This is a genomic window from Dolosicoccus paucivorans (assembly GCF_900100125.1).
GTDB lineage: Bacteria > Bacillota > Bacilli > Lactobacillales > Aerococcaceae > Dolosicoccus > Dolosicoccus paucivorans.
In genome coordinates this window covers 14902-34031 of record NZ_FNEL01000014.1, presented here as the reverse complement: position 1 = coordinate 34031, position 19130 = coordinate 14902, and the positions used below count along the sequence as shown (strand labels likewise).

Sequence of the window (19130 nt, the reverse complement as noted above, 5' to 3'; positions counted from 1 at the left end):
GATAACAGTGTATTTTGAGCTTTTGACATTCCATATAAAATATCGCTGTAAAATTTCTTCCGTGGTTTAGAAAGACCTTTAGTCAGTTTTTCTAAAAAAGTAAGTAAACTTCGCTTCGTTTGATATATTTCTATAGAATTCATGGTAAAATAACCTCAGTTCCTGTTCTGTATTTTTGTTTTGTGATGATTCAATTATACCATGCAACAGGACGAAATTAGTCCACAGATTTACGCTGTGGATAGTTTAAAAGCCCGAGGAATCCATGCTTTCCACATGTGAACACCTCGGACTTTTGTTATTATCTATGAAACCGTAAAATTTTGGGTAAATTCAAGTTATCATATTTTAATTTTAACGAGGTAGAGCATTTGACAGAACATTATTTTATCTCATTATAATTATTCAAATATGCAATATCTTAGATTATGACAAATGCCATCCATTCGCTAACCGATATCCACTTTTTTAAACTTATTGATCGATAGTACACTTAATAAGATAATCAATACTAAAAGTAATCCGCTTTGATAAAAAGTATAATAATAAAATTTATCCTCTGGAATAATTGCACCATACACAATGCTTCCGGGAATATATTTTGAAATATATTCATGATTGGCCACAAAAGACATAATAATAGTCAGCAAAAAATTACCAATCATTACGCTAAAACTAGACACATAGAAAGAATTATATGCACTTAAAGCCGCATAAAAAATAAGATAAATGACAGCCAAGACCATCCCAATCAATTCTTGATAAAAAAATGAATCTAATTCCATCTTTAATCCAAAGCGACTAGAACTAATGAAAATATAAAAAGAGATGATTGATAGAATAACTACGCTCAAAAAGAAACCTATCGTTAACAAGCATAGTGCAGATATTTTCCCTTTAATAAGCTTTTTTCGATCGGCAACTCTTGTTAGCTCATAAATAATTTTTCCTGACCTAATACTTTCTCCTAATTGTGAAGCGACATATGAGAAGAATAATATAGGCAGTGTTGTAGTAAGCATAAAACTCCACATACTATCGACAAAGCTAATCGGCGTAAAAGATGCATGAATCTTCATAGAAGGCAAATCTAGAAATAATATAAAGGCAAATAATAAGGGAAATAGAGACATCAGTAACAAACCCAATACCCATCTATTTTTAATATATTTATAAATTTCAGCTTTTATTATATTATTCATTCGATCCCACCTTAGACTTTCTTAGTAGTGTTTGATTAATTATATTTTTTTGTTCAATATTTACTTCTAAATTTAATTTAAATGCCTCTTGTAGTACGCGATTTAAATTTTCAGGGTCTACATACAATCTCCTGTGCTCTTCTTCTTTTTGAAATAGCACATCACACTCATTTAATAAACTTGTTAATTTAACAAATTCACCTAACTCACTTCTTACTTCGACTTGGAATACCACACTATTTCCAGTAAATTCTTCATTAATAATTCCATCATCTAATATTATATATCGATCTACAATATCTTGGATTTCTGCTAATTGATGTGAAGATAGTAAAACGCTTCCACCTTGAGATACAAATTGTTTTACACCTTTTTCATCAAGTCAATACTGGTAATATCTAATCCTAACAACGGCTCGTCTAAAATTAATAATTGTCGCGTCTCGTCAAGAGCAAGTAACAAACGTAATCTCTGTTGCATTCCATAAGAATATTCTTTTATTTTACTGTCTCTAGGAAGTTTAAATTCTTGCAACGCTTCTTCAGTTTTTTTCAAGTTATAGCCTTTGTTTTCGTATAAAGAATATAGCTTTAATAACTCCACTGCATTCAACTCTTGAATGAGATCAATGTCTAATAAATAGCCTATTTCTTTCATAGAAAAAGAATCAGAGATGTAGTTGTCCTTTTCTTTAAATTGAATCACGCCTGAATCAGCTATCACACTCCCTAAAATAGTTTTAATTAAAGTAGTTTTTCCTGAGCCATTTTCTCCAATTAAACCAACTATTTCCCCCGCGTTCACTTTAAAACTAACACCTTTTAACACTTCTTTTTCTCCATAACTTTTATATACATTTGATATATTTAACATATAAGTTCCCCTCTAATAAAACACCTATATTAATACCACTACATTTAGCTAGAACCGCATCTAGTTTCACCGTATTTCTAATAATTTTAGTTATTTATTAAAAACTTCTTTAGATAGTATCACATTTTTTGTGTACGTCAATATTTTTTGTCTATTCTTTTCTTTTTTTTCGATATACCAAAACTTTATTTATTGAATTTCTGTTATGTTATGATTTAACTAACATTTATCATTAATTTAGAAAGGATGAGAGTATGTCACATTTATCAATCGGAATTGTTGGTGGAGGCATTGTCGGGTCAACGGCAGCTTATTATTTAGCACGACAAGGCTATAAGGTTACTTTATTTGATGAAGAAACAGGCCAAGCTACAAAAGCGGCAGCTGGTATTATTTGTCCTTGGTTCACATTAAGACGCAATAAGCCGTGGTACTTTTTAGTCTCTAATGGAGCAGAGTTCTACCATCAATTAATTCAAGACTTGAAAGAAGACGGCCATGAAACAAATGGACTTTACCAAGCCATTGGCACCCTTTTGCCCCGTAAAAACCAACCCTCTCTAGAACGAGATGCCCAACGAGCTCAGGAACGACTTGAGCAGTCTCCTGCCATCGTTGGCGTTGAAACGCTAACTACTCAGCAAGTCAATGAACGCTTTCCGCTTCTTAATTCACCTTATCCAGCAAGCTTTGTTAAAGGTGGAGCCAGAGTAGATGGGGAGGCTTTAATTGCTACATTAAAAGAAGCTTTCCAGCAATTAGGAGGCACTTATATCAATCAGCGCGTCCATTTAAAACGCCATGAAGAAACAGTTTCTGTCCACACAGACGAATCATCTTATACTTTTGACCGCCTTCTTTTAGCGAGTGGAGCCTGGTTACCTAATTTACTTGAACCCTTAGGTTTTGAGGTAGCCATTCGTCCGCAAAAAGGTCAATTATATAGTGCCTTTAATGAAGAATGGGTAGGCAACAACTGGCCTGTAGTGATGGCACCAGGTAAATTTGACATTATCCCAAATGAAAACGGTGAAATTGTCATCGGTGCGACCCATGAAGATGACCGCGATTATAGTTTAGACGTTGAAATGGAACGGATCAACGATTTAGTCAACTTCGCTGAAGAGTGGATACCTGGCTTTAGCGAGTATCCGATTCACCGTATTAAAGTAGGAATCCGTGCCTACACTCCGGATTCTGGTGTTTTAGTCGGCGAAGTTCCTACTCTTTCTAACGTCTGGGCTGTCAGCGGACTCGGATCATCCGGCTTAACCAGTGGTCCATTTATTGGCCATCAGTGGAGTCAATTGATTCATACCGGGCAATGGCAAATTACAAAAGAAGACTTTCCTATCGAAACATATATTTCTCCTAAAGCAGACTAGTATACAAAGTTTGTGAAATATGCTATTCTATTGATATTCATATTTTAGGAGGAATTATTCATATGTGGAAAGAATTTAAAGAGTTTATCGCTCAAGATAACGTAATTAACTTAGCTATCGGGGTTATTTTAGGGGGCGCTTTTTCAAAAATTGTCTCTAGTTTAGTGGATGATATTTTCATGCCAATTATTGTCTCTGTAACAGGAGCGGTTGACGTCTCTCACTTAGCGATTACAATCGGGAACACAAAGTTAACTTACGGGAACTTCTTACAAGCAGTCATTAACTTTTTAATGATTGGCTTTATGTTATTTTTAACCGTTAAAGGATTACAACAAATGAACGCGAAGAGAAAAGTTCAAGAAGAAGTGGATGAAGCTACTGTTCCGACTGAAACTGAACTATTAACTGAAATTTTAGCAGAGCTAAAAAAAGGACACTAATATAAAAACGACTCTCTTTTAAAAAAGAGGGTCGTTTTGTTTTTATGGTCGATTATATTTGTAAAATAAACGTTTAGACAGTTCTCCTACTATCATGTAAATCGCAATGACACCTAAAATATATTTCCACATGAAAAGAGGAATGGGTATAAACCCTAATAAATGATTAAAAGGTAAATAAGATAACGCCGCCGTAAAGGCAATAATGAACCCTGATGTAAGTAGGAGACGCTTGCTTGGTTTAGAACGAACCACAGGTAAAGTTGTTCTTAAAACAATCATTAACATAACCGCTGAAATAACTGATTCGGTAAACCATACGGTTTGAAAGAGTTGCTCATTTGCATTGATATGAAGGAGTACCGCAAACATACAGTAGTCAAAAATAGACGAAATTAAACCAAAAGTAATCATAAACTTAATAATGAACTTAAAGTTAAATCGATGGGGACGAGTAATCCATCCCTCGTCGGCATTATCTGACGCAAGAGACATCGCCGGTAAATCTTGAAGTAAGTTAGTCATTAGTATTTGTTTAGGCAATAAGGGTAAAAATTTAAGCAATAATGATGCTCCTGCCATTGAAAACATATTTCCAAAGTTAGCAGATACCGCAATGAAGATGTATTTCATCGTATTCGCAAATACTCTACGTCCTTCAACAATCCCGTCTAATACAACCGATAAATCGGACTTTAATAAGACAATATTAGCCGCTTCTTTAGCAACATCTACGGCGTCATCGACGGAAATCGCCACATCTGCTTCATGAAGAGAAGGTACATCGTTAATCCCATCTCCCATATAGCCAACTAAGTGGCCTTGCTTTTTCAACAATTTAATAATACTTTTCTTCATTTCAGGTTCCACTTCAGCAAAAATCTTTATCTTTTCAACCAATTCACCTTGTTGTTCTAATGAAATGTTTTTCAATTCATTGGCTGAAATAACTTCTGTTGCGTCATAACCTAATTCAGTAGCTAGAAATTTAGCGACATTTAAAGAGTCTCCCGTAATAATTTTGAAGTCCACTTGAAGTTCATTAATTTTTTCAATCACTTCTTTAGAGTCGTGTTTTAATGGGTCAAAAAAGGTAATAAACCCTACAAAAATCATTCCTTTATTAAACTCTGCTTCTTCATCGAATTCCTTTACCGCAATGGCTAACGCACGGTACCCTTGACTACCTAATTCTTCCATTATTTGGTTAATATCGTCTAAGCGAGTGTTGATATCTACTACTTGACCATTATTATCTAAGGCTCGATCGCAAATACCAATCACATTTTTAATAGCCCCTTTAGTAATAATCAAACGTCTCATTCCCATAAAACGCTCATCGTCGTAAGCCACCGCCACAGATGACATGCGGTCGGTAAAGTTATAAGCTTTTTGCGATATTTTCTTACCAGGCATATCATGAGGGTCTTTTAAAGTTAATAATGCTTGGTCAATACTATTATTATTTGAACTAGAATAATAAGCATTATCGATGACAAGTTTTAACAGCTCTTGTGATTTATTCTCTTGTAGATCAAAGGCGGCATCAATTTTAACGCCTCCTTCCGTAATAGTTCCTGTCTTATCTGAACAAAGAACATCCATTCCTCCAATGTTATCAATAACATCTAGCTGACGAATAATCACATCCTTTTGTGCCATTCGCTTAGCGCCAAGGGATAAATTGACCGAACTAATGGCTGGTAAAAGTTGCGGTGTAATCCCCACAGCTAGAGAAATCGCAAACATTAACGAGTCAAAGATATTTTTATGCATTGTTAAGTTTAAAAAGAAAATTAACAGGATCATTACCACAGAAATGGTCATTAAAAGCCGTCCAAAGCGGTTCAACCCTTTTTTAAATTCAGTCATAGGAGCTTGTTTTTGTAAATCTTTAGCTACCCCCCCAAAATAAGTATTTCTTCCTGTTGCGGTAATGATCATTTTACCGGTTCCGGATACAACGTTGGACCCCATGTAACCACTATTCGAGCGTTTCGCTAGGGGAACGTCACCTTCTAAATTTCCCACTTCCTTTTCGACAGGGAACGATTCACCGGTCAAAACTGCTTCGTTGACGGTTAAATCATTTGTCGAAATAAATCGTCCATCGGCCGGAAGAATGTCACCTGAATTTAAAATTAAAATATCACCAGGAACCACATCTTCAACTTCAATTTCAGTCGGTGTTCCATCCCGAAGAAGAGTAATTTTGGCTTTCACTAAAGAAGACAACTCTTCCATCGCCTTACTTGCATTATATTCTTGGAAAAAGGCAAGGGTGGCGGAAATAAACACAATTACAAAAATAATCAGCGCGTCCATTAAATCACCTAAAAAGATGGAAAGAACTGACGCAGAAAGTAATAAAATAATAATCGGATCGGTTAATTGTTTAAAAAACAACTTAAAAGGCGACTCCTTTTTACCATCACTTAAAACATTTTTACCATAAGTTGTTGTTCTTTTTTGCGCTTCTTCTTTTGTTAACCCGACTTGAGCATCAACATTTAACTGTTGGTAAATGTCTTCAAGGGGTAAATTAAAAAATTCTTTATCCATTCTATTCCCTACATTCTAAAAAAGTTTTTAGGTGAATTGTACCACAACTTTATTTGAATAGATAGAAAAAGAACCGTTAGAAATCCATTTTCTAACCGTTCTTCTTAAAAATTATTCAAGGACTTTATTCGCATCGTCAATCATAATTTGTGTTGTTTTTAATCCACCAGCAGATAAATACCAAGCGTCTGGTTGCACGGTTACAATTGCACCGTCTTTACCCGCCCCGGTTTGTTTAATTAATTCATTATCTAATAATGCATTGTTTTCATCCGCAGGTTGGCCAATAGCACGTTGACGGTCCAGTACAAATAACACGTCAGGATTTTTCTCTAAAACATATTCAAAAGTCACTTGTTGGCCGTGAGAACTTGCATCAATGGCTTCATCAGCTGGTTCAAAACCAAATTCATTATAAAGGATGCCATAACGACTTGTTGCCCCAAAAACGGATAATGTTCCCTCATTTAGCATCATAAATAAGGCTTTTTTATTTTGAGCTTTTTCTTTAAGTTGCGCCATTTGACTTTCTAAATCATCAATTATTGTTTGCGCTTGATCTGTTTTACCTACTAGCTCCACTAAAGCGAGGGTGTGTTCTTTAGTCGTTGTCCACTGATTTTCATCCATTACAGGAACAAAAACCACTGGCGCAATCTTTTCAAAGTCCGCTACAAAGTCCGCTTGACGGCTGGAAATAAAAATGACATCAGGCTGTAGGGCGTTGATCTTTTCTAAATCAGGGTCTTTCATTCCGCCAACATTTTCAATGGAAGCATAGGTTTCCTTTAAATGTTCTGGAAAAATTGCGTGTTCCGGCCCTCCTACAACACGAGCTTCTTCACCTAATTGAGCTAACGTATCTAACGTACCTAAATCAAAAGCAATAATTTTAGTAGGATCTTTAGCAATTTCTACTTCGCCATCTTCCGTTTTAAAGGTCACCGTGTCTTTAGCAAAACTATGTACGGGTAAATTAACTAAAGCCAATAGTAATGTCATTAAAGTGACTAACTTCTTCATCCATTTCATATCCTATTCCTCCTTAACCATAACTTAAACAATAATATTTACCGCGAATCTCTTCAATATCAATCGTCATATCATAAAGCTCCGATAAAATTTCAGACTGCATGACTTCTTGCAACGTCCCCTCTTTAAAGACTTGACCGTCTTTTAAAGCAATAACATAATCTGCATAGTGGGAGACAAAGTTTAAATCATGAACGACTGTTACGATCGTTTTATTTTGTGCCTCGACTAATTGCCTTAATTGTTGCATCAACTCCACCGCATAGCGCATATCTAAATTATTTAACGGCTCATCCAATAAAATATACTTTGTTTGCTGAGCTAAAATCATTCCTAAAAACGCTCTTTGACGCTGTCCTCCAGAAAGAGAAGTGAGTAATTGATGGCGAATGGGCGTTAAGTTCATTTGCGCTAAGACATCTTCAACAATATACACATCTTGAGTGGTCAGGCGATTTTGACTATAGGGAAATCGACCGAATTTAACTAACTCTTCAACGGTTAAGCGCAAATCGTCTCGGTTCGTTTGACGTAAGACCGATAAATTCTGAGCGAGTTCGCCTGTAGGCCACTGGTCAATTTCTTTATTATCAATGTAAACTTCTCCTTGTTCTTTATCAATGAGTCGACTAATAATCGATAATAAGGTACTTTTACCTGATCCATTCGGTCCGATAATCGTCGTCAATTTGTTTTCTGGAATCGAAACTGTAATATCTTTTAATATTTCTTTCGCACCAAAATTTTTATGAACCTTTTGAATCTCTAAGCCCATCCAGACCCTCTCCTTTCTTTCAATAATTGATAAATAAAATAAGCGCCTCCAACTAACTCAATAATAACCGCAATCGGCGTACTCCATCCCACCACGTGCTCAATGCCAATTTGACCTAAAAGTAGGATAATTAAACTTATTCCGCTGGCGTAACAAAATAAATATTTGTGAGTTAATAAAGGACTCGTTTGATAAGCCACATTAGCAACAATAAATCCTAAAAATGTTAAAGGACCGACTAACGCCGTACTGACACTAACTAACACACTGACTGCTGCAAAAGTAACCCACTGAACGTGCCCTACATCTACTCCTAAACTAATAGCCAAGTGCCGGCCCAAGCGCATCACATCTAACCGAACGCTATAAACCCATAAGACCACTAAAGCACTCAATATAACAAAGATACTGATAGGTAGAGCCGATGCTTGAATATTGGCAAAACTTGGGTAAATTCGAACAACCAGACGTTGGTATTCATTCGGATCTAACATGACTTGTAAAAATTGACTCATACTCCGAAAGACCAAACTCAACGTCATTCCCGTCATTAACATTAAAAAAATATCTTGCCGGTGTTTCGTAATAAAAACACGGAATAATAACAGTGACAAACTAACCATCACTACAAGAGTACTGATAAATAAAGGCAAAGATAGAGTTAACGATTGGCCGAAATATCGGTAACTAAAAGTTAAAAAGAGAGTATGAATCAGTAAATAAGCTTCATCAATTCCTAAAATTTGCGGGGTAATGAGTTGGTTTTCCACTAAAGTTTGAAAACTAATCGTCGAAACACTTAAAGCAACGCCAACTAAATAAATCGCGAGTAACTTTTTACCTCTTAAACTTGCTGCAAACTCCCAATTACCATAAACCGCATAAGTCATGTAAAAGATAGATAACACTAAAACAATTAAAAGCAATGCGACTAATCGTTTACGAGCGGAAGACCAAGTTAAATGATTAAACATAGCTTCGTCTCCCTTCTTTTAACAACATACTTACAAATAAAATACCGCCTAAAATACCGACAATTAAATTCACCGGCACTTCATAAGGACGAATCACTAAACGAGCCATTAAGTCGCAAGCAACCAAAAAGATACTTCCTAAAGCCGCTGTATAATATTGAGCTGTTTTTAAATGGTCGCCCCATAAATAAGTCACAATATTGGGAATAACTAAACCAATAAAAGGCAAATAACCAACCACAGCGATAGAAACGCTGGTTGCTAAAGCGACCAGTAAAATACCAAAATACAACAAGCGCTCGTAGTGTGCACCTAAAGCCGCTGTCATCTCCTCGCCCATTCCTACTAAAGTAAAATGGTTAGAAAATAAAAAAACGCCTACTAATAAAATTAAACCGATCATTAAAAGCCACATATCATACTGATTGACTAAAGAAAAATTCCCTTGCATCCATGCGGTAATATTTTGCGTTACGCCATATTGATAAGCAATAAAAGTGACGACTGACCGAATAATCGCTCCAAACATGAGTCCTACAAGAGGCACTAATAAGTGTCCTGGGCCTTTTAAGTATTTAATAAGCCATAAAAATAAAACAGTTCCTAGAAAAGCACATAAAAAAGCGACAAAAGTTCTAAGTAGAGGAGAACTCGAACTGAAAAATAAAATACTTAATAATATACCTAATTGCGCACTTTCACTTGTACCGGCGTTCGTTGGCGAGACGAAGCGGTTTTGAGTTAGCTTTTGCATCAATAACCCGCTAACACTCATAACTGCTCCAACGATAATTAAACTAATCGTTCGCGGTAGACGAACTTCTTTAATAATATGCCAATCCGTTTGATCAAAAGAAGCCATCTTTAATAAAGATAAGTCACGCACGCCAACAAAAATTGAAATAAAACTCAATACTGCTAATATTGTTAAAAATCCGAGCATTTTCTTCATTAAAGAGGACCTCCTTTATTTAAATAGACACGTTTCATCATGATCATTGATGACGCCAATTCCTTGTAAGTAAGAGTGAATCGTCGTTGAACCAATAAACTTAAAACCTTTTTGCTTCATATCTTGGGTTACTTGATCGCTTAAAGCACTCCTTGTTTGCATCGCTTCGCCGTCTTTTCGAATCACTGGCTTATTTTGTGTAAAATGCCAAATATAGCGACTAAACGACCCCCACTCTTCTTTGATGGCTAAAAAGCTTTGGGCATTTTGAATCGTGGCTTCAATCTTTCGACGGTGGCGAATAATTTTAGGATTATTCATTAAACGTTCCACATCGCAAGCTGTATATTGACTGATTTTTTCTGGGTCAAGTCCATCAAAGGCTTGTTGGAAGTCATCTAATTTAGATAAAACCAGTTGCCAAGATAAACCACTATGAAAGACTTCTAACGTCAACCATTGAAAAAGTTCTCTGTCATTATAACACGGCTTTCCCCAAACTGTATCATGATAAGCCACGTAAAAATCCGGCTTATCTTGAATCCACTGACAACGCTGGACCATTTTTAACCCTCCTTATGGAACTAAAAAGAGCACTTGATATATCCCAATACAAAAAACGCCGAGAATAAAAATATAGTTGAATAATTTCGTTAATAAAATAAAAGCTAAATATTCTCTAGCTACTAAATAGGGCCATAAATACCAAGAAACTGAAGAAGTTAAAAAGCTTGTCTTAATTCCTTGAGATTGGGCAATATACTTGGAGCGAACAACATGGAAGGCACTTGTTATAACAAGTGGTTTAACCGTTTGTTTCATTCGACTTAACAGTTGCCATGTAAAATAAAAGTTTTCTTGTGTATTTTTCGCATGAGGTTCGAGCCAAATTTTCTTTTGATCAATTCCTTGATCAATGAGGTAATTTTTCATCTGAGACGCTTCACTCACTGGCTGATCTAATACCGCCCCTCCTGTTAAAACGAAATGCAAATCTTTAGAAGACTGATTATAATAAGCAAGTCCTTTATTTAAGCGTCGCCTTAACGTATCTAACACTTGTCCTTCTTCATCTATTTCTGTTCCTAAAATAATGAGTTGATTGACCTCTTTAGGTTTAGGCCACCAATATAACACACCCATCAGCATCAAAAAACTTAACACAGTCGCAAAAAAATAAGTTGCCAGTAAACTATAAATACTAATAAAACGAGCAAAGTTCATCGTCGCTTTTTGAGTAAGACCCCATAGAGTAAATAACACAAAACTTGTAAAAATAAGAAATAAACTAACGTTTAAGATGACTTCTATTGGTTTAGTCCGAGATTGTTGGAGGGTTTTAAATAACCCGACGCTTCCGATTCCCATTAAAATAAACGGCATCAACAGCGTGATAAAGCCACTGATTACTAGAAAAAAGTAACGAATACCATAAAGAAAAAAGGGCGTACTATGTTCAATTAAACCTAAAATTAAACTGGCCAAAGCATAAAAATACCAAGCAATCGCAGGAAATTTTTGCCATTGTTTAATCCACGCTACACATCCAAACAAAGCCAGTGTGCCACTAATCCAAAAGTACATTGTCGCCTCCTTTAACTAATCAATATTATGATAGGAATTATATACTTGCGATCTTGGTAGTTGACGTATTTTAGCCACCTTTTTAATCGCTGCATTGGGTTTTATTTTTTCTTGTTCTATCAATTGTTTGACGTGATCTGAAATACTTAAAGTAAGTAAAGGATCTTGATCTTTCTTTGGATCATCATCTAATCCTTCCAAAAGAACAACACATTCTCCCTTAATCCCTTGCTCTTTAACATGAGTTAATACTTCATCCACTGTACCGCGAAGGTACTCCTCAAATCGCTTTGTTAATTCTCTAGCAATCACTACTTGAGCATTAGGTGAGTAGTCGCTTTTAAATGACTGTAACATTTGTGTAATTCGGTAAGGCGATTCGTAGAAAAGTGCCGTTTCTTTTTGAGTTTTAATAAATTGAAGGAGCTCTTGGCGGTCATTTTTATTTCTTGGATAAAAGCCATAATAAGTAAACGTTGTCGCCGGTAATCCAGAGGCAATAAGAGCCGTCAAAGCAGCGTTGGCTCCAGGTAAAGCAATGACTGGAATATTGTTTTTTAATGCTTCTTGAACAAGAGGATGACCTGGATCATTAATTAACGGCATACCCGCATCACTGACTAACGCAATTTTTTGTCCCGATAGAATCTTTTGAATAATTTCATCTACACGCTGATTAGAACTATGATCATGAAAGCTTTTCAGAGGGGTTTTAATTTGATAATGATTAAAAAGTTTAGCCGTCATTCGTGTATCTTCTGCTAGAACGACATCTACTTCAGTTAATATTCTAACCGCGCGATAAGTCATGTCTTCTAGGTTACCGATCGGTGTAGGCACTAGATATAGACACGGCCTATTCTCTTCATCTTTAAAGCTTTGTTGAATATTCATAATACGCTCCTATCTCTTCAGTTTGACGTTGGAAAGCAGTAATAAAAGGTTGAGTTAACTCTTCTACTTGATGATAAGCTAAATAGTGCTCTTTTTGACGTCTCGTTAATTGTTTAAACCAATATTCCTGTTGCATGGCTTGTCGTTTCGTTGGCCAACTTTCCGCATAGATTAACCGAGCGGGCCTTCGAGAAGCTGCCTTTAAATATTTAGCTCCTTGTCCGCTATTGTGTTGCCTTAACCGCCGGTAGTAATTGGTCGTATACCCTGCATACAGTGTATCGTCCCTGCAATACAACACATAGAAAAAGTGATTACTCGCCATAAAACAACTCATTCATTTCCTTTGTATAAGTTCCGTCTTCTTCATGGACCACTAATGGCGGCTCAATTCGGACTCCTTGACGTCCTCCTTGATAAATGGCTTCAATTAAGACAATATTGGCGCGCTTTTCCTTTTTAGGGTGAATAAAGCGTAAACGATAAATGCCAAATCCGTGATTTAATAAAGACTCCATTAAGTCGTCTAAACGCTCGGGACGGTGAACAATATATAAACGTCCTTTTGTTTTCAACAGTTGGGTCGCTTTTTTAACCCATTGGTCCACCGTTAAATATATTTCGTGCCTTGCGATGGCATGGGTATCTAATTGGTGTTTTTTTACTTGATCAGTTAAAGGGAAATAAGGCGGATTGCACGTAATAATGTCAAACGTCCCCCACTCCTTCACCGTTAAATCGTTAATATCTTGATGGACTAATTCAATTTGATGTTGGAGTTGATTTATTAGCATATTGCGTCTTGCCAAGTCGATTAACGGCTCTTGTAATTCAACTGCCATTATTTTAGAGGACGTACGGTGACTTAATAAAAGAGGGATGACACCATTACCGCTACAAAAATCCATAATCCGAACTGGCTTTTTAGTTAAGCGAACAAAGTCTGCTAACAAAATCGCATCGATCGACATGGCGAAATAGTCTTTACTTTGAATAATCTTTAAATTTTCCCGTATAAATAAATCAACTCGTTCATTTGGTTGAACGAGTTGATCCAAATCATATTGTTCCAACAAACTTTCCTCCTAAGCCAACCGGTCAATAATATCCAAACACATTAAACAACCCTCATTATCTTCACGTTTCGTTCCAAACATTTCATGACAGACATGAATTCCTTCATCATAAATAGCTTGAAGACGTTCGTGACTCCCGCCATGAACAGGAACGTAGGCTGCACTAGCCGTTGGTTGATCTGCCAACTCATCTTGATGGGTGGATTGTCCAATGGGATCAATAATAATCGATGACTCATCTTGATTAGCTGGCACTTCAGAAAAGATCGCAATTAAACTTTGGTTGGCTAATTTAAGACGTTCATTTTCTTCCGCTAAATCTTTCAAAGATGATTGTAAGATAGAAACAGATTCATTTAATGAGTCCATTTGTTGGGTGATTTGTTCAATCAAACGATATAAGTGCTCTGTATTCATTCTGTTTCTACCTTTCTAATTTAATCTTCAAGACAGCGAATGACCAGTTGTTCATAGGCTAATTGAGGCGCGACATTGAAACGTAAACGCTCTTTAACGTTCACTAAATTTTGGTGAATTTGAATACAACGCCCGGGGTCATTGTCTACTTGGTTGACCCATTCTTTAATCCAATAATTTTGAAACGTAGGTGGTGTTTTTACCGCAACTAAATGCATGAGTACGCTATGATTTAACATGAATAAGTACTCTAACCCGATTGAAGCACCCGTTTTGGGGAAATAATCCTTTAAATGGGTTTGAACGACAATTAATCCATACGTATCTTTTGTAAATAATAACTTGTAAAAATAATTAAAAACTTTCAAAAATTGATCAAAGTCGGCTTCATCATAGTCTTCCAATATCGCTGTTTGCATTTGCGTTGGAAATCGGACGATGACTTCACTATGAAAGTCACTCACTGAATAATTTCTTTGCAGTTCATTTAATTGGTGCGTTAAATCTGAATCAAAAAAATGAATCTGTTGTGTTCTCGAGCGAATCGTCGGTAAAAGAGCGGACGCTTCGGAAGTCAGTAAAAATAAATAGACTCTTTCTTGAGGCTCTTCTAACAGTTTCAATAAGCTATTAGAAGACGCTGTGTTCATTTTATCTGCCGCCTCAATCACCGCTACTTTAAAGTTTAATTCCATCGAACTCGTCGATAACCACTCTTTTAATTGACGGATTTGATCAATCCGAACGGTTTGACCTTCTGGCTCTATAAAAAGTAAATCAGCAAACTGATCTTGTTTTACATTATCAATGAGACGTCTCGTTTCTTCTTGCGGTAATGGTTCTTTCTTGATAAGTTCTTCGACGACTTTTTGGACAACTTGTAATTTGTCATCATGAGCGTTCCCGGTCAATAAATAAGCGTGAGAAAGGGTGCCTTCTTGAACAAGGGTTTGAAAATATTGAACGTGGTCATCCACTTGCTTAATCCCCATTGGCTCTCCCCTTTCTTTTACTTAAAAACGAAACATCTCTTCAATTGGTAAAATAAAAACAGTGGCTCCTCCAACATGAACGTTGACAGGATATGCTGTCGACATCTCTAAGTTGACATATAAATTAATCGGTGCGGTAATAACTTCATCCCGAGCTTCACAGTTTTTCTTAATGACTTCCAACACTTCATCTACGCGACTTTCTTCAATTCCAATTAAAAAAGTCGTATTTCCAGAGCGTAAAAAGCTCCCTGTACTACTCAAACGGGTTGAAGGAATTTTGTTTTTTCTAAATTCACTTTCTAAAACGTGTTTATCATCATCATGAACAATCGCTACAATGAGTTTCATCGGAATAACCTCCTTTAATTAAATGATCTGTCGTTCTTTTAAAATGACTAAACAAGCCTTAGCTACATCATCAATCGACTGGGTCGCATCAACCACAACGATACGGTCGCTTTGTTCAGCAAAATCTAAAAAAGCTTGGCGCGTTTTTTGGTGAAACGAAAGACTTTCTTGATCAAGTCGGTCGTATTGCCTTTCTCCTCTTGCTTTATAAATACGTTCTAGTCCTACTTCGGCGGGAACGTCGAGTAAAAATGTTAACACTGGCATATACCCTTCAATGGCAAATTGGTTAATTTGCCAAATTTTTTCAATATCAATGCCCCGTGCGATTCCTTGATAAGCTAAGGAGCTGTCGACAAAGCGGTCACACAAAACAAGTTTACCTTCTTGTAAACTCGGTAGGATACGTTCGACTAAATGTTGTCTTCTAGCAGCTGCATAGAGGAGTGCTTCTGTTCTTGAATCCATTTCGGTATGGTTGACGTCCAAAATAACTTCACGAATGCGCTCAGCAATGGCACTTCCACCTGGTTCTCTTGTGGAAACAATTTCTGTTATTCCTTGGTCATTTAATAATTCAATGATTCGAGCAATAACACTCGTCTTGCCTGATCCATCAGGGCCTTCAAATGTAATAAATTTACCTGACACCTTTGTCCATCCTCCTTTACTTATAATTCTCTTCGGCCTTCAATCGCACGAAATAGCGTCATTTCATCGGCATATTCAATGTCACTTCCAACAGATAGCCCATGAGCGAGTCGGGTAACTGAAATACCCGCTGGTTTAATTAAACGAGCTAAATACATCGCCGTTGCTTCGCCTTCAGCGGTGGCATTCGTTGCGATGATGACTTCTTTAATCGTTTCATCTTGCAGTCGTTTAATTAGTCCGGCAATGTTTAAATCTTCTGGCCCTGTTCCTTCCATCGGAGAAAGGACGCCGTGTAAAACATGATATAATCCTTTGTACTCTTGCATTCGCTCAAGGGACATGACATCTCTAGCATCTTCTACAACAAGGACTTGTGACTGATCACGTGTTTCATCTGCACAAATGGAACAAACAGGCGTATCCGAAATGTTGCCACACACTTGGCAATACATTAAATCGCGCTTGACGTTAATTAAAGCTTGAGCAAACTGAGTAACATCTCGCTCGTCCATATCTAAAATGTAAAACGCGAGTCGCGCTGCTGTTTTGGATCCAATCCCTGGTAACTTAGTAAAACTATTCATCAACTTTGCGAGAGGCGCAGGGTATTGCATCATCAAACACGTCCTTTCTTATTTTAAAAAGGTAAATTCAATCCTTGAGTGAAACTACCTAAACGCTCTTGCGTATCTGTATCTACTTGACGTAAAGCGTCGTTGACTGCTGTAATAATTAAATCTTGTAACATATCGACATCCTCTGGATCAACCGCTTCCGGTTGAATCGCTAAATCGATTAATTCGCGCTTTCCATTCATCTCTACTGTAACCATTCCCGAAGGATCTTTCGCTGTATATACTGTTTCCTCAATCGCTTTTTGTTCTTTTTCCATTTGTTTTTGCATCTTTTGCATTTTCTGCATCATGCCTTGAATATTTCCCATTCCACGCATTGTAATTCTCCCTTTCAATTCATTAAATATTAATTCTCTATCGTCATTTTAACATGAACTTTTAACGAATGATATTGACATTATCTTCGCCAAATAAATCAATGGCTTTTGTTATTAATTCGTCTTCTTCTGCCGAATGCTCGGGCGGTATAGAAGCGTCTAAACTTTGAATATTTTCATCCCTTTCAACTTCCGGAGCTTCTTCTTGCTCGCTATCTGCTGATTGAGGATTTGTTACTTCAAGGGTGTCTTGTTTAGTTGGGGCCGGATAATCTTCCAAAAGAGATTCAGGCACTGCTACTGGGCGTTTATTCCCTGACTTTTTAAAGTGTTCGACGTAAGTTTTATAAATATGACGCCAGTCTTCTTCAACAATGACATATACCTTTACCGCTTCGTTCATTATTTGTGACAAACTTTGAACCAGTAGGTCTTTCAACTCCTCATTATGTTGGATGAAGCTGGCATAATTTTCTCGCTGGAAACTAATTAACACTTGTCCAGGACCTGCTGCTACCGGCGGCGTGTTTTTGTCAAAGTAACGTCTTAATTTAGGTGAAAGCTGTGAAATAATTTGGGTCCAGTAATGTTCTAATTGCTTTTTATGTTTAGCTTGAGCATTATTTAAAACATCAAAGACTTCTTCTACATTTAATTCATAAGGCTTCATCGTAGCCGTTCTGCGTACAGGTGCTACTCGCTTTTTCTCTGTTGTAGAATTATCTTGTACACTCGCTTTTGGTTCTTCTTTTAAAGAAGTCGTTTCATTGATTGGTTGAATTGTTGGTCTTTCAGCCGTTGGTTGTGCCGATGAAGGAACATTTCGATTCACTTGATTGAGTTGATGCTGGAGTCCTTCGATTTGTTGGCGCAACTCTGTGATGAGGCTTGCATCCTCTGCGACTTGTCCAGAGGACGTTTCATTAGTATAAAGACGGTGAGCAAGACGTACTGTTAATACTTCTACATATAAATCCGGTTGATTAGAAAGTCTCATTTGAACAATCGCTTCGTTTAATTGATCAATCAAACCATAATAAAAAGAAACTTCAATTCCACTTAAAGGTTTCAATTCATCCTTAGATAGTAATGTATAATTTTTACTTGTATGGGTCGTTAATAGAATATCACGAGCGAATAAAATCAGTTCTTCAACAAAGCGACTACCTTGTTTGCCCTTTTGAACTTGGCGCTGAAACGTTTGGAGCGCGTCTTCTGTTTGTCCGTCATAAAGATGACGAATATATTCCACTAAGACTTGTTGATCTAAACTTCCCGAAACTTCTAGCGCGGCTTCTACTGTGACAAGCTCTCTAGAATAAGAAAGAGCTTGGTCAAGAAGGCTTAAACTATCGCGCATCCCACCTTGAGCAGCTCGAGCAATAATTTCTAACGCCTCTTCATCGTAACGAACTCCATCAGCATCTAAAATATATTGCATTCGTTCAACAATATCTTGATCTTGAATTCTTTGGAAATCGAATCGTTGCGTTCTAGAAATAATGGTATCTGGTATTTTATGAGGTTCGGTAGTGGCTAAAATAAAAATCACTTGCCCTGGCGGCTCTTCAAGCGTTTTGAGTAATGCGTTGAAGGCTCCTGTTGTTAACATATGAACCTCGTCGATAATATATACTTTATATTTTGCTTGAGTTGGAGCGTAGCGTACTTTATCTCTTAAATCACGAATCTCTTCAACCCCATTATTACTTGCCGCATCAATTTCAATAACATCACTAAGTCGGCCTTCGGTAATGTTTTGACAAATTTCACATTCATTGCAGGGATTGCCATCCGTTGAATGAGGACAGTTCACTGCTTTGGCTAATATTTTAGCGGCACTTGTTTTACCTGTTCCGCGAGGACCTGTAAATAAATAAGCATGACCGAGCTGTTCATACTTAACTGCGTTTTTTAATGTTTGGGAGATGACGTTTTGCCCAATTAATTCGTCAAATGTTTGGGGACGCCACACCCGATATAACGCTTGATAACTCATTCTTAGCCCTCCT

At 36.8% G+C, this 19130-nt stretch carries 22 protein-coding genes; 2 read left to right on the top strand and 20 right to left on the bottom strand.

From position 1 onward, the window contains the following. Positions 1 to 449: 449 nt before the first annotated feature. From BLR79_RS03550 to BLR79_RS03540, 3 genes are all read right to left on the bottom strand, one after another. Positions 450 to 1202 carry a hypothetical protein gene (locus BLR79_RS03550; protein ID WP_092084925.1) on the bottom strand — a complete coding sequence of 251 codons (753 nt, stop codon included), beginning with the start codon at positions 1200 to 1202 and terminating at the stop codon, positions 450 to 452. Continuing rightward, positions 1195 to 1437 carry a hypothetical protein gene (locus BLR79_RS03545; protein ID WP_092084923.1) on the bottom strand — a complete coding sequence of 81 codons (243 nt, stop codon included), beginning with the start codon at positions 1435 to 1437 and terminating at the stop codon, positions 1195 to 1197. Before BLR79_RS03545 ends, BLR79_RS03550 begins: the two co-directional genes overlap by 8 nt. 128 nt (positions 1438 to 1565) lie before the next feature. Continuing rightward, positions 1566 to 2075, bottom strand: coding sequence for an ATP-binding cassette domain-containing protein (locus BLR79_RS03540; RefSeq protein WP_092084922.1), 510 nt, complete (start codon positions 2073 to 2075; stop codon positions 1566 to 1568). A 254-nt stretch (positions 2076 to 2329) separates the two neighbouring features. Between BLR79_RS03540 and BLR79_RS03535 the strand changes: the two genes are divergently transcribed. Together BLR79_RS03535 and mscL are read left to right on the top strand one after the other, a co-directional pair. Next, positions 2330 to 3460, top strand: a complete 1131-nt coding sequence (locus BLR79_RS03535; RefSeq protein WP_092084920.1) for an NAD(P)/FAD-dependent oxidoreductase — start codon at positions 2330 to 2332, stop codon at positions 3458 to 3460. A 62-nt stretch (positions 3461 to 3522) separates the two neighbouring features. Continuing rightward, positions 3523 to 3903, top strand: a complete 381-nt coding sequence (gene mscL, locus BLR79_RS03530) for a large conductance mechanosensitive channel protein MscL (RefSeq protein WP_092084918.1) — start codon at positions 3523 to 3525, stop codon at positions 3901 to 3903. A gap of 42 nt (positions 3904 to 3945) precedes the next feature. Here mscL and mgtA read toward each other — a convergent pair whose 3' ends face one another. The 17 genes from mgtA to dnaX form a co-directional block, all read right to left on the bottom strand. Further along, on the bottom strand, positions 3946 to 6465 hold the full coding sequence (mgtA, locus tag BLR79_RS03525; RefSeq protein ID WP_092084916.1) for a magnesium-translocating P-type ATPase: 2520 nt from the start codon (positions 6463 to 6465) through the stop codon (positions 3946 to 3948). Between the two features lie 111 nt (positions 6466 to 6576). Beyond that, positions 6577 to 7497, bottom strand: a complete 921-nt coding sequence (locus BLR79_RS03520) for a siderophore ABC transporter substrate-binding protein (RefSeq protein WP_092084914.1) — start codon at positions 7495 to 7497, stop codon at positions 6577 to 6579. 13 nt (positions 7498 to 7510) lie between these two features. Beyond that, positions 7511 to 8272, bottom strand: coding sequence for an iron ABC transporter ATP-binding protein (locus tag BLR79_RS03515; RefSeq protein ID WP_092084912.1), 762 nt, complete (start codon positions 8270 to 8272; stop codon positions 7511 to 7513). After that, entirely contained in the window at positions 8263 to 9246 is a 984-nt protein-coding gene (locus BLR79_RS03510) for an iron chelate uptake ABC transporter family permease subunit (RefSeq protein ID WP_092084910.1), read from the bottom strand. The genes BLR79_RS03515 and BLR79_RS03510 overlap by 10 nt, the downstream gene beginning before the upstream one ends. Continuing rightward, positions 9239 to 10198, bottom strand: a complete 960-nt coding sequence (locus BLR79_RS03505; RefSeq protein WP_092084908.1) for an ABC transporter permease — start codon at positions 10196 to 10198, stop codon at positions 9239 to 9241. The genes BLR79_RS03510 and BLR79_RS03505 overlap by 8 nt, the downstream gene beginning before the upstream one ends. A 15-nt stretch (positions 10199 to 10213) precedes the next feature. After that, positions 10214 to 10762: a DNA-3-methyladenine glycosylase I gene (locus tag BLR79_RS03500; RefSeq protein WP_092084906.1), complete on the bottom strand. Its 549-nt coding sequence runs from the start codon at positions 10760 to 10762 to the stop codon at positions 10214 to 10216. A 12-nt stretch (positions 10763 to 10774) separates the two neighbouring features. Next, positions 10775 to 11782, bottom strand: coding sequence for a YdcF family protein (locus BLR79_RS03495; RefSeq protein WP_092084904.1), 1008 nt, complete (start codon positions 11780 to 11782; stop codon positions 10775 to 10777). Between the two features lie 15 nt (positions 11783 to 11797). Beyond that, positions 11798 to 12676 carry a 16S rRNA (cytidine(1402)-2'-O)-methyltransferase gene (gene rsmI / locus BLR79_RS03490; protein WP_092084902.1) on the bottom strand — a complete coding sequence of 293 codons (879 nt, stop codon included), beginning with the start codon at positions 12674 to 12676 and terminating at the stop codon, positions 11798 to 11800. Next, positions 12654 to 13013: a GIY-YIG nuclease family protein gene (locus tag BLR79_RS03485; RefSeq protein WP_407643813.1), complete on the bottom strand. Its 360-nt coding sequence runs from the start codon at positions 13011 to 13013 to the stop codon at positions 12654 to 12656. Before BLR79_RS03485 ends, rsmI begins: the two co-directional genes overlap by 23 nt. After that, positions 12991 to 13749, bottom strand: coding sequence for a tRNA1(Val) (adenine(37)-N6)-methyltransferase (locus BLR79_RS03480; RefSeq protein WP_234970800.1), 759 nt, complete (start codon positions 13747 to 13749; stop codon positions 12991 to 12993). The genes BLR79_RS03485 and BLR79_RS03480 overlap by 23 nt, the downstream gene beginning before the upstream one ends. A gap of 12 nt (positions 13750 to 13761) precedes the next feature. After that, complete coding sequence (locus BLR79_RS03475; RefSeq protein ID WP_092084898.1) at positions 13762 to 14169, bottom strand: initiation control protein YabA; 408 nt, start codon at positions 14167 to 14169, stop codon at positions 13762 to 13764. Between the two features lie 20 nt (positions 14170 to 14189). After that, the gene (locus tag BLR79_RS03470; protein WP_092084896.1) at positions 14190 to 15161 is read right to left on the bottom strand and encodes a hypothetical protein; all 972 of its coding nucleotides are present in this window, start codon (positions 15159 to 15161) and stop codon (positions 14190 to 14192) included. Between the two features lie 21 nt (positions 15162 to 15182). Next, entirely contained in the window at positions 15183 to 15512 is a 330-nt protein-coding gene (locus tag BLR79_RS03465) for a cyclic-di-AMP receptor (protein WP_092084894.1), read from the bottom strand. 18 nt (positions 15513 to 15530) lie between these two features. After that, on the bottom strand, positions 15531 to 16163 hold the full coding sequence (tmk, locus tag BLR79_RS03460) for a dTMP kinase (protein WP_092084892.1): 633 nt from the start codon (positions 16161 to 16163) through the stop codon (positions 15531 to 15533). Between the two features lie 20 nt (positions 16164 to 16183). Then, positions 16184 to 16780: a recombination mediator RecR gene (gene recR, locus BLR79_RS03455; protein WP_092084929.1), complete on the bottom strand. Its 597-nt coding sequence runs from the start codon at positions 16778 to 16780 to the stop codon at positions 16184 to 16186. A 23-nt stretch (positions 16781 to 16803) separates the two neighbouring features. Beyond that, on the bottom strand, positions 16804 to 17118 hold the full coding sequence (locus BLR79_RS03450; RefSeq protein ID WP_092084890.1) for a YbaB/EbfC family nucleoid-associated protein: 315 nt from the start codon (positions 17116 to 17118) through the stop codon (positions 16804 to 16806). A 61-nt stretch (positions 17119 to 17179) separates the two neighbouring features. Further along, complete coding sequence (gene dnaX, locus BLR79_RS03445; RefSeq protein ID WP_092084888.1) at positions 17180 to 19117, bottom strand: DNA polymerase III subunit gamma/tau; 1938 nt, start codon at positions 19115 to 19117, stop codon at positions 17180 to 17182. Positions 19118 to 19130: the final 13 nt, after the last annotated feature.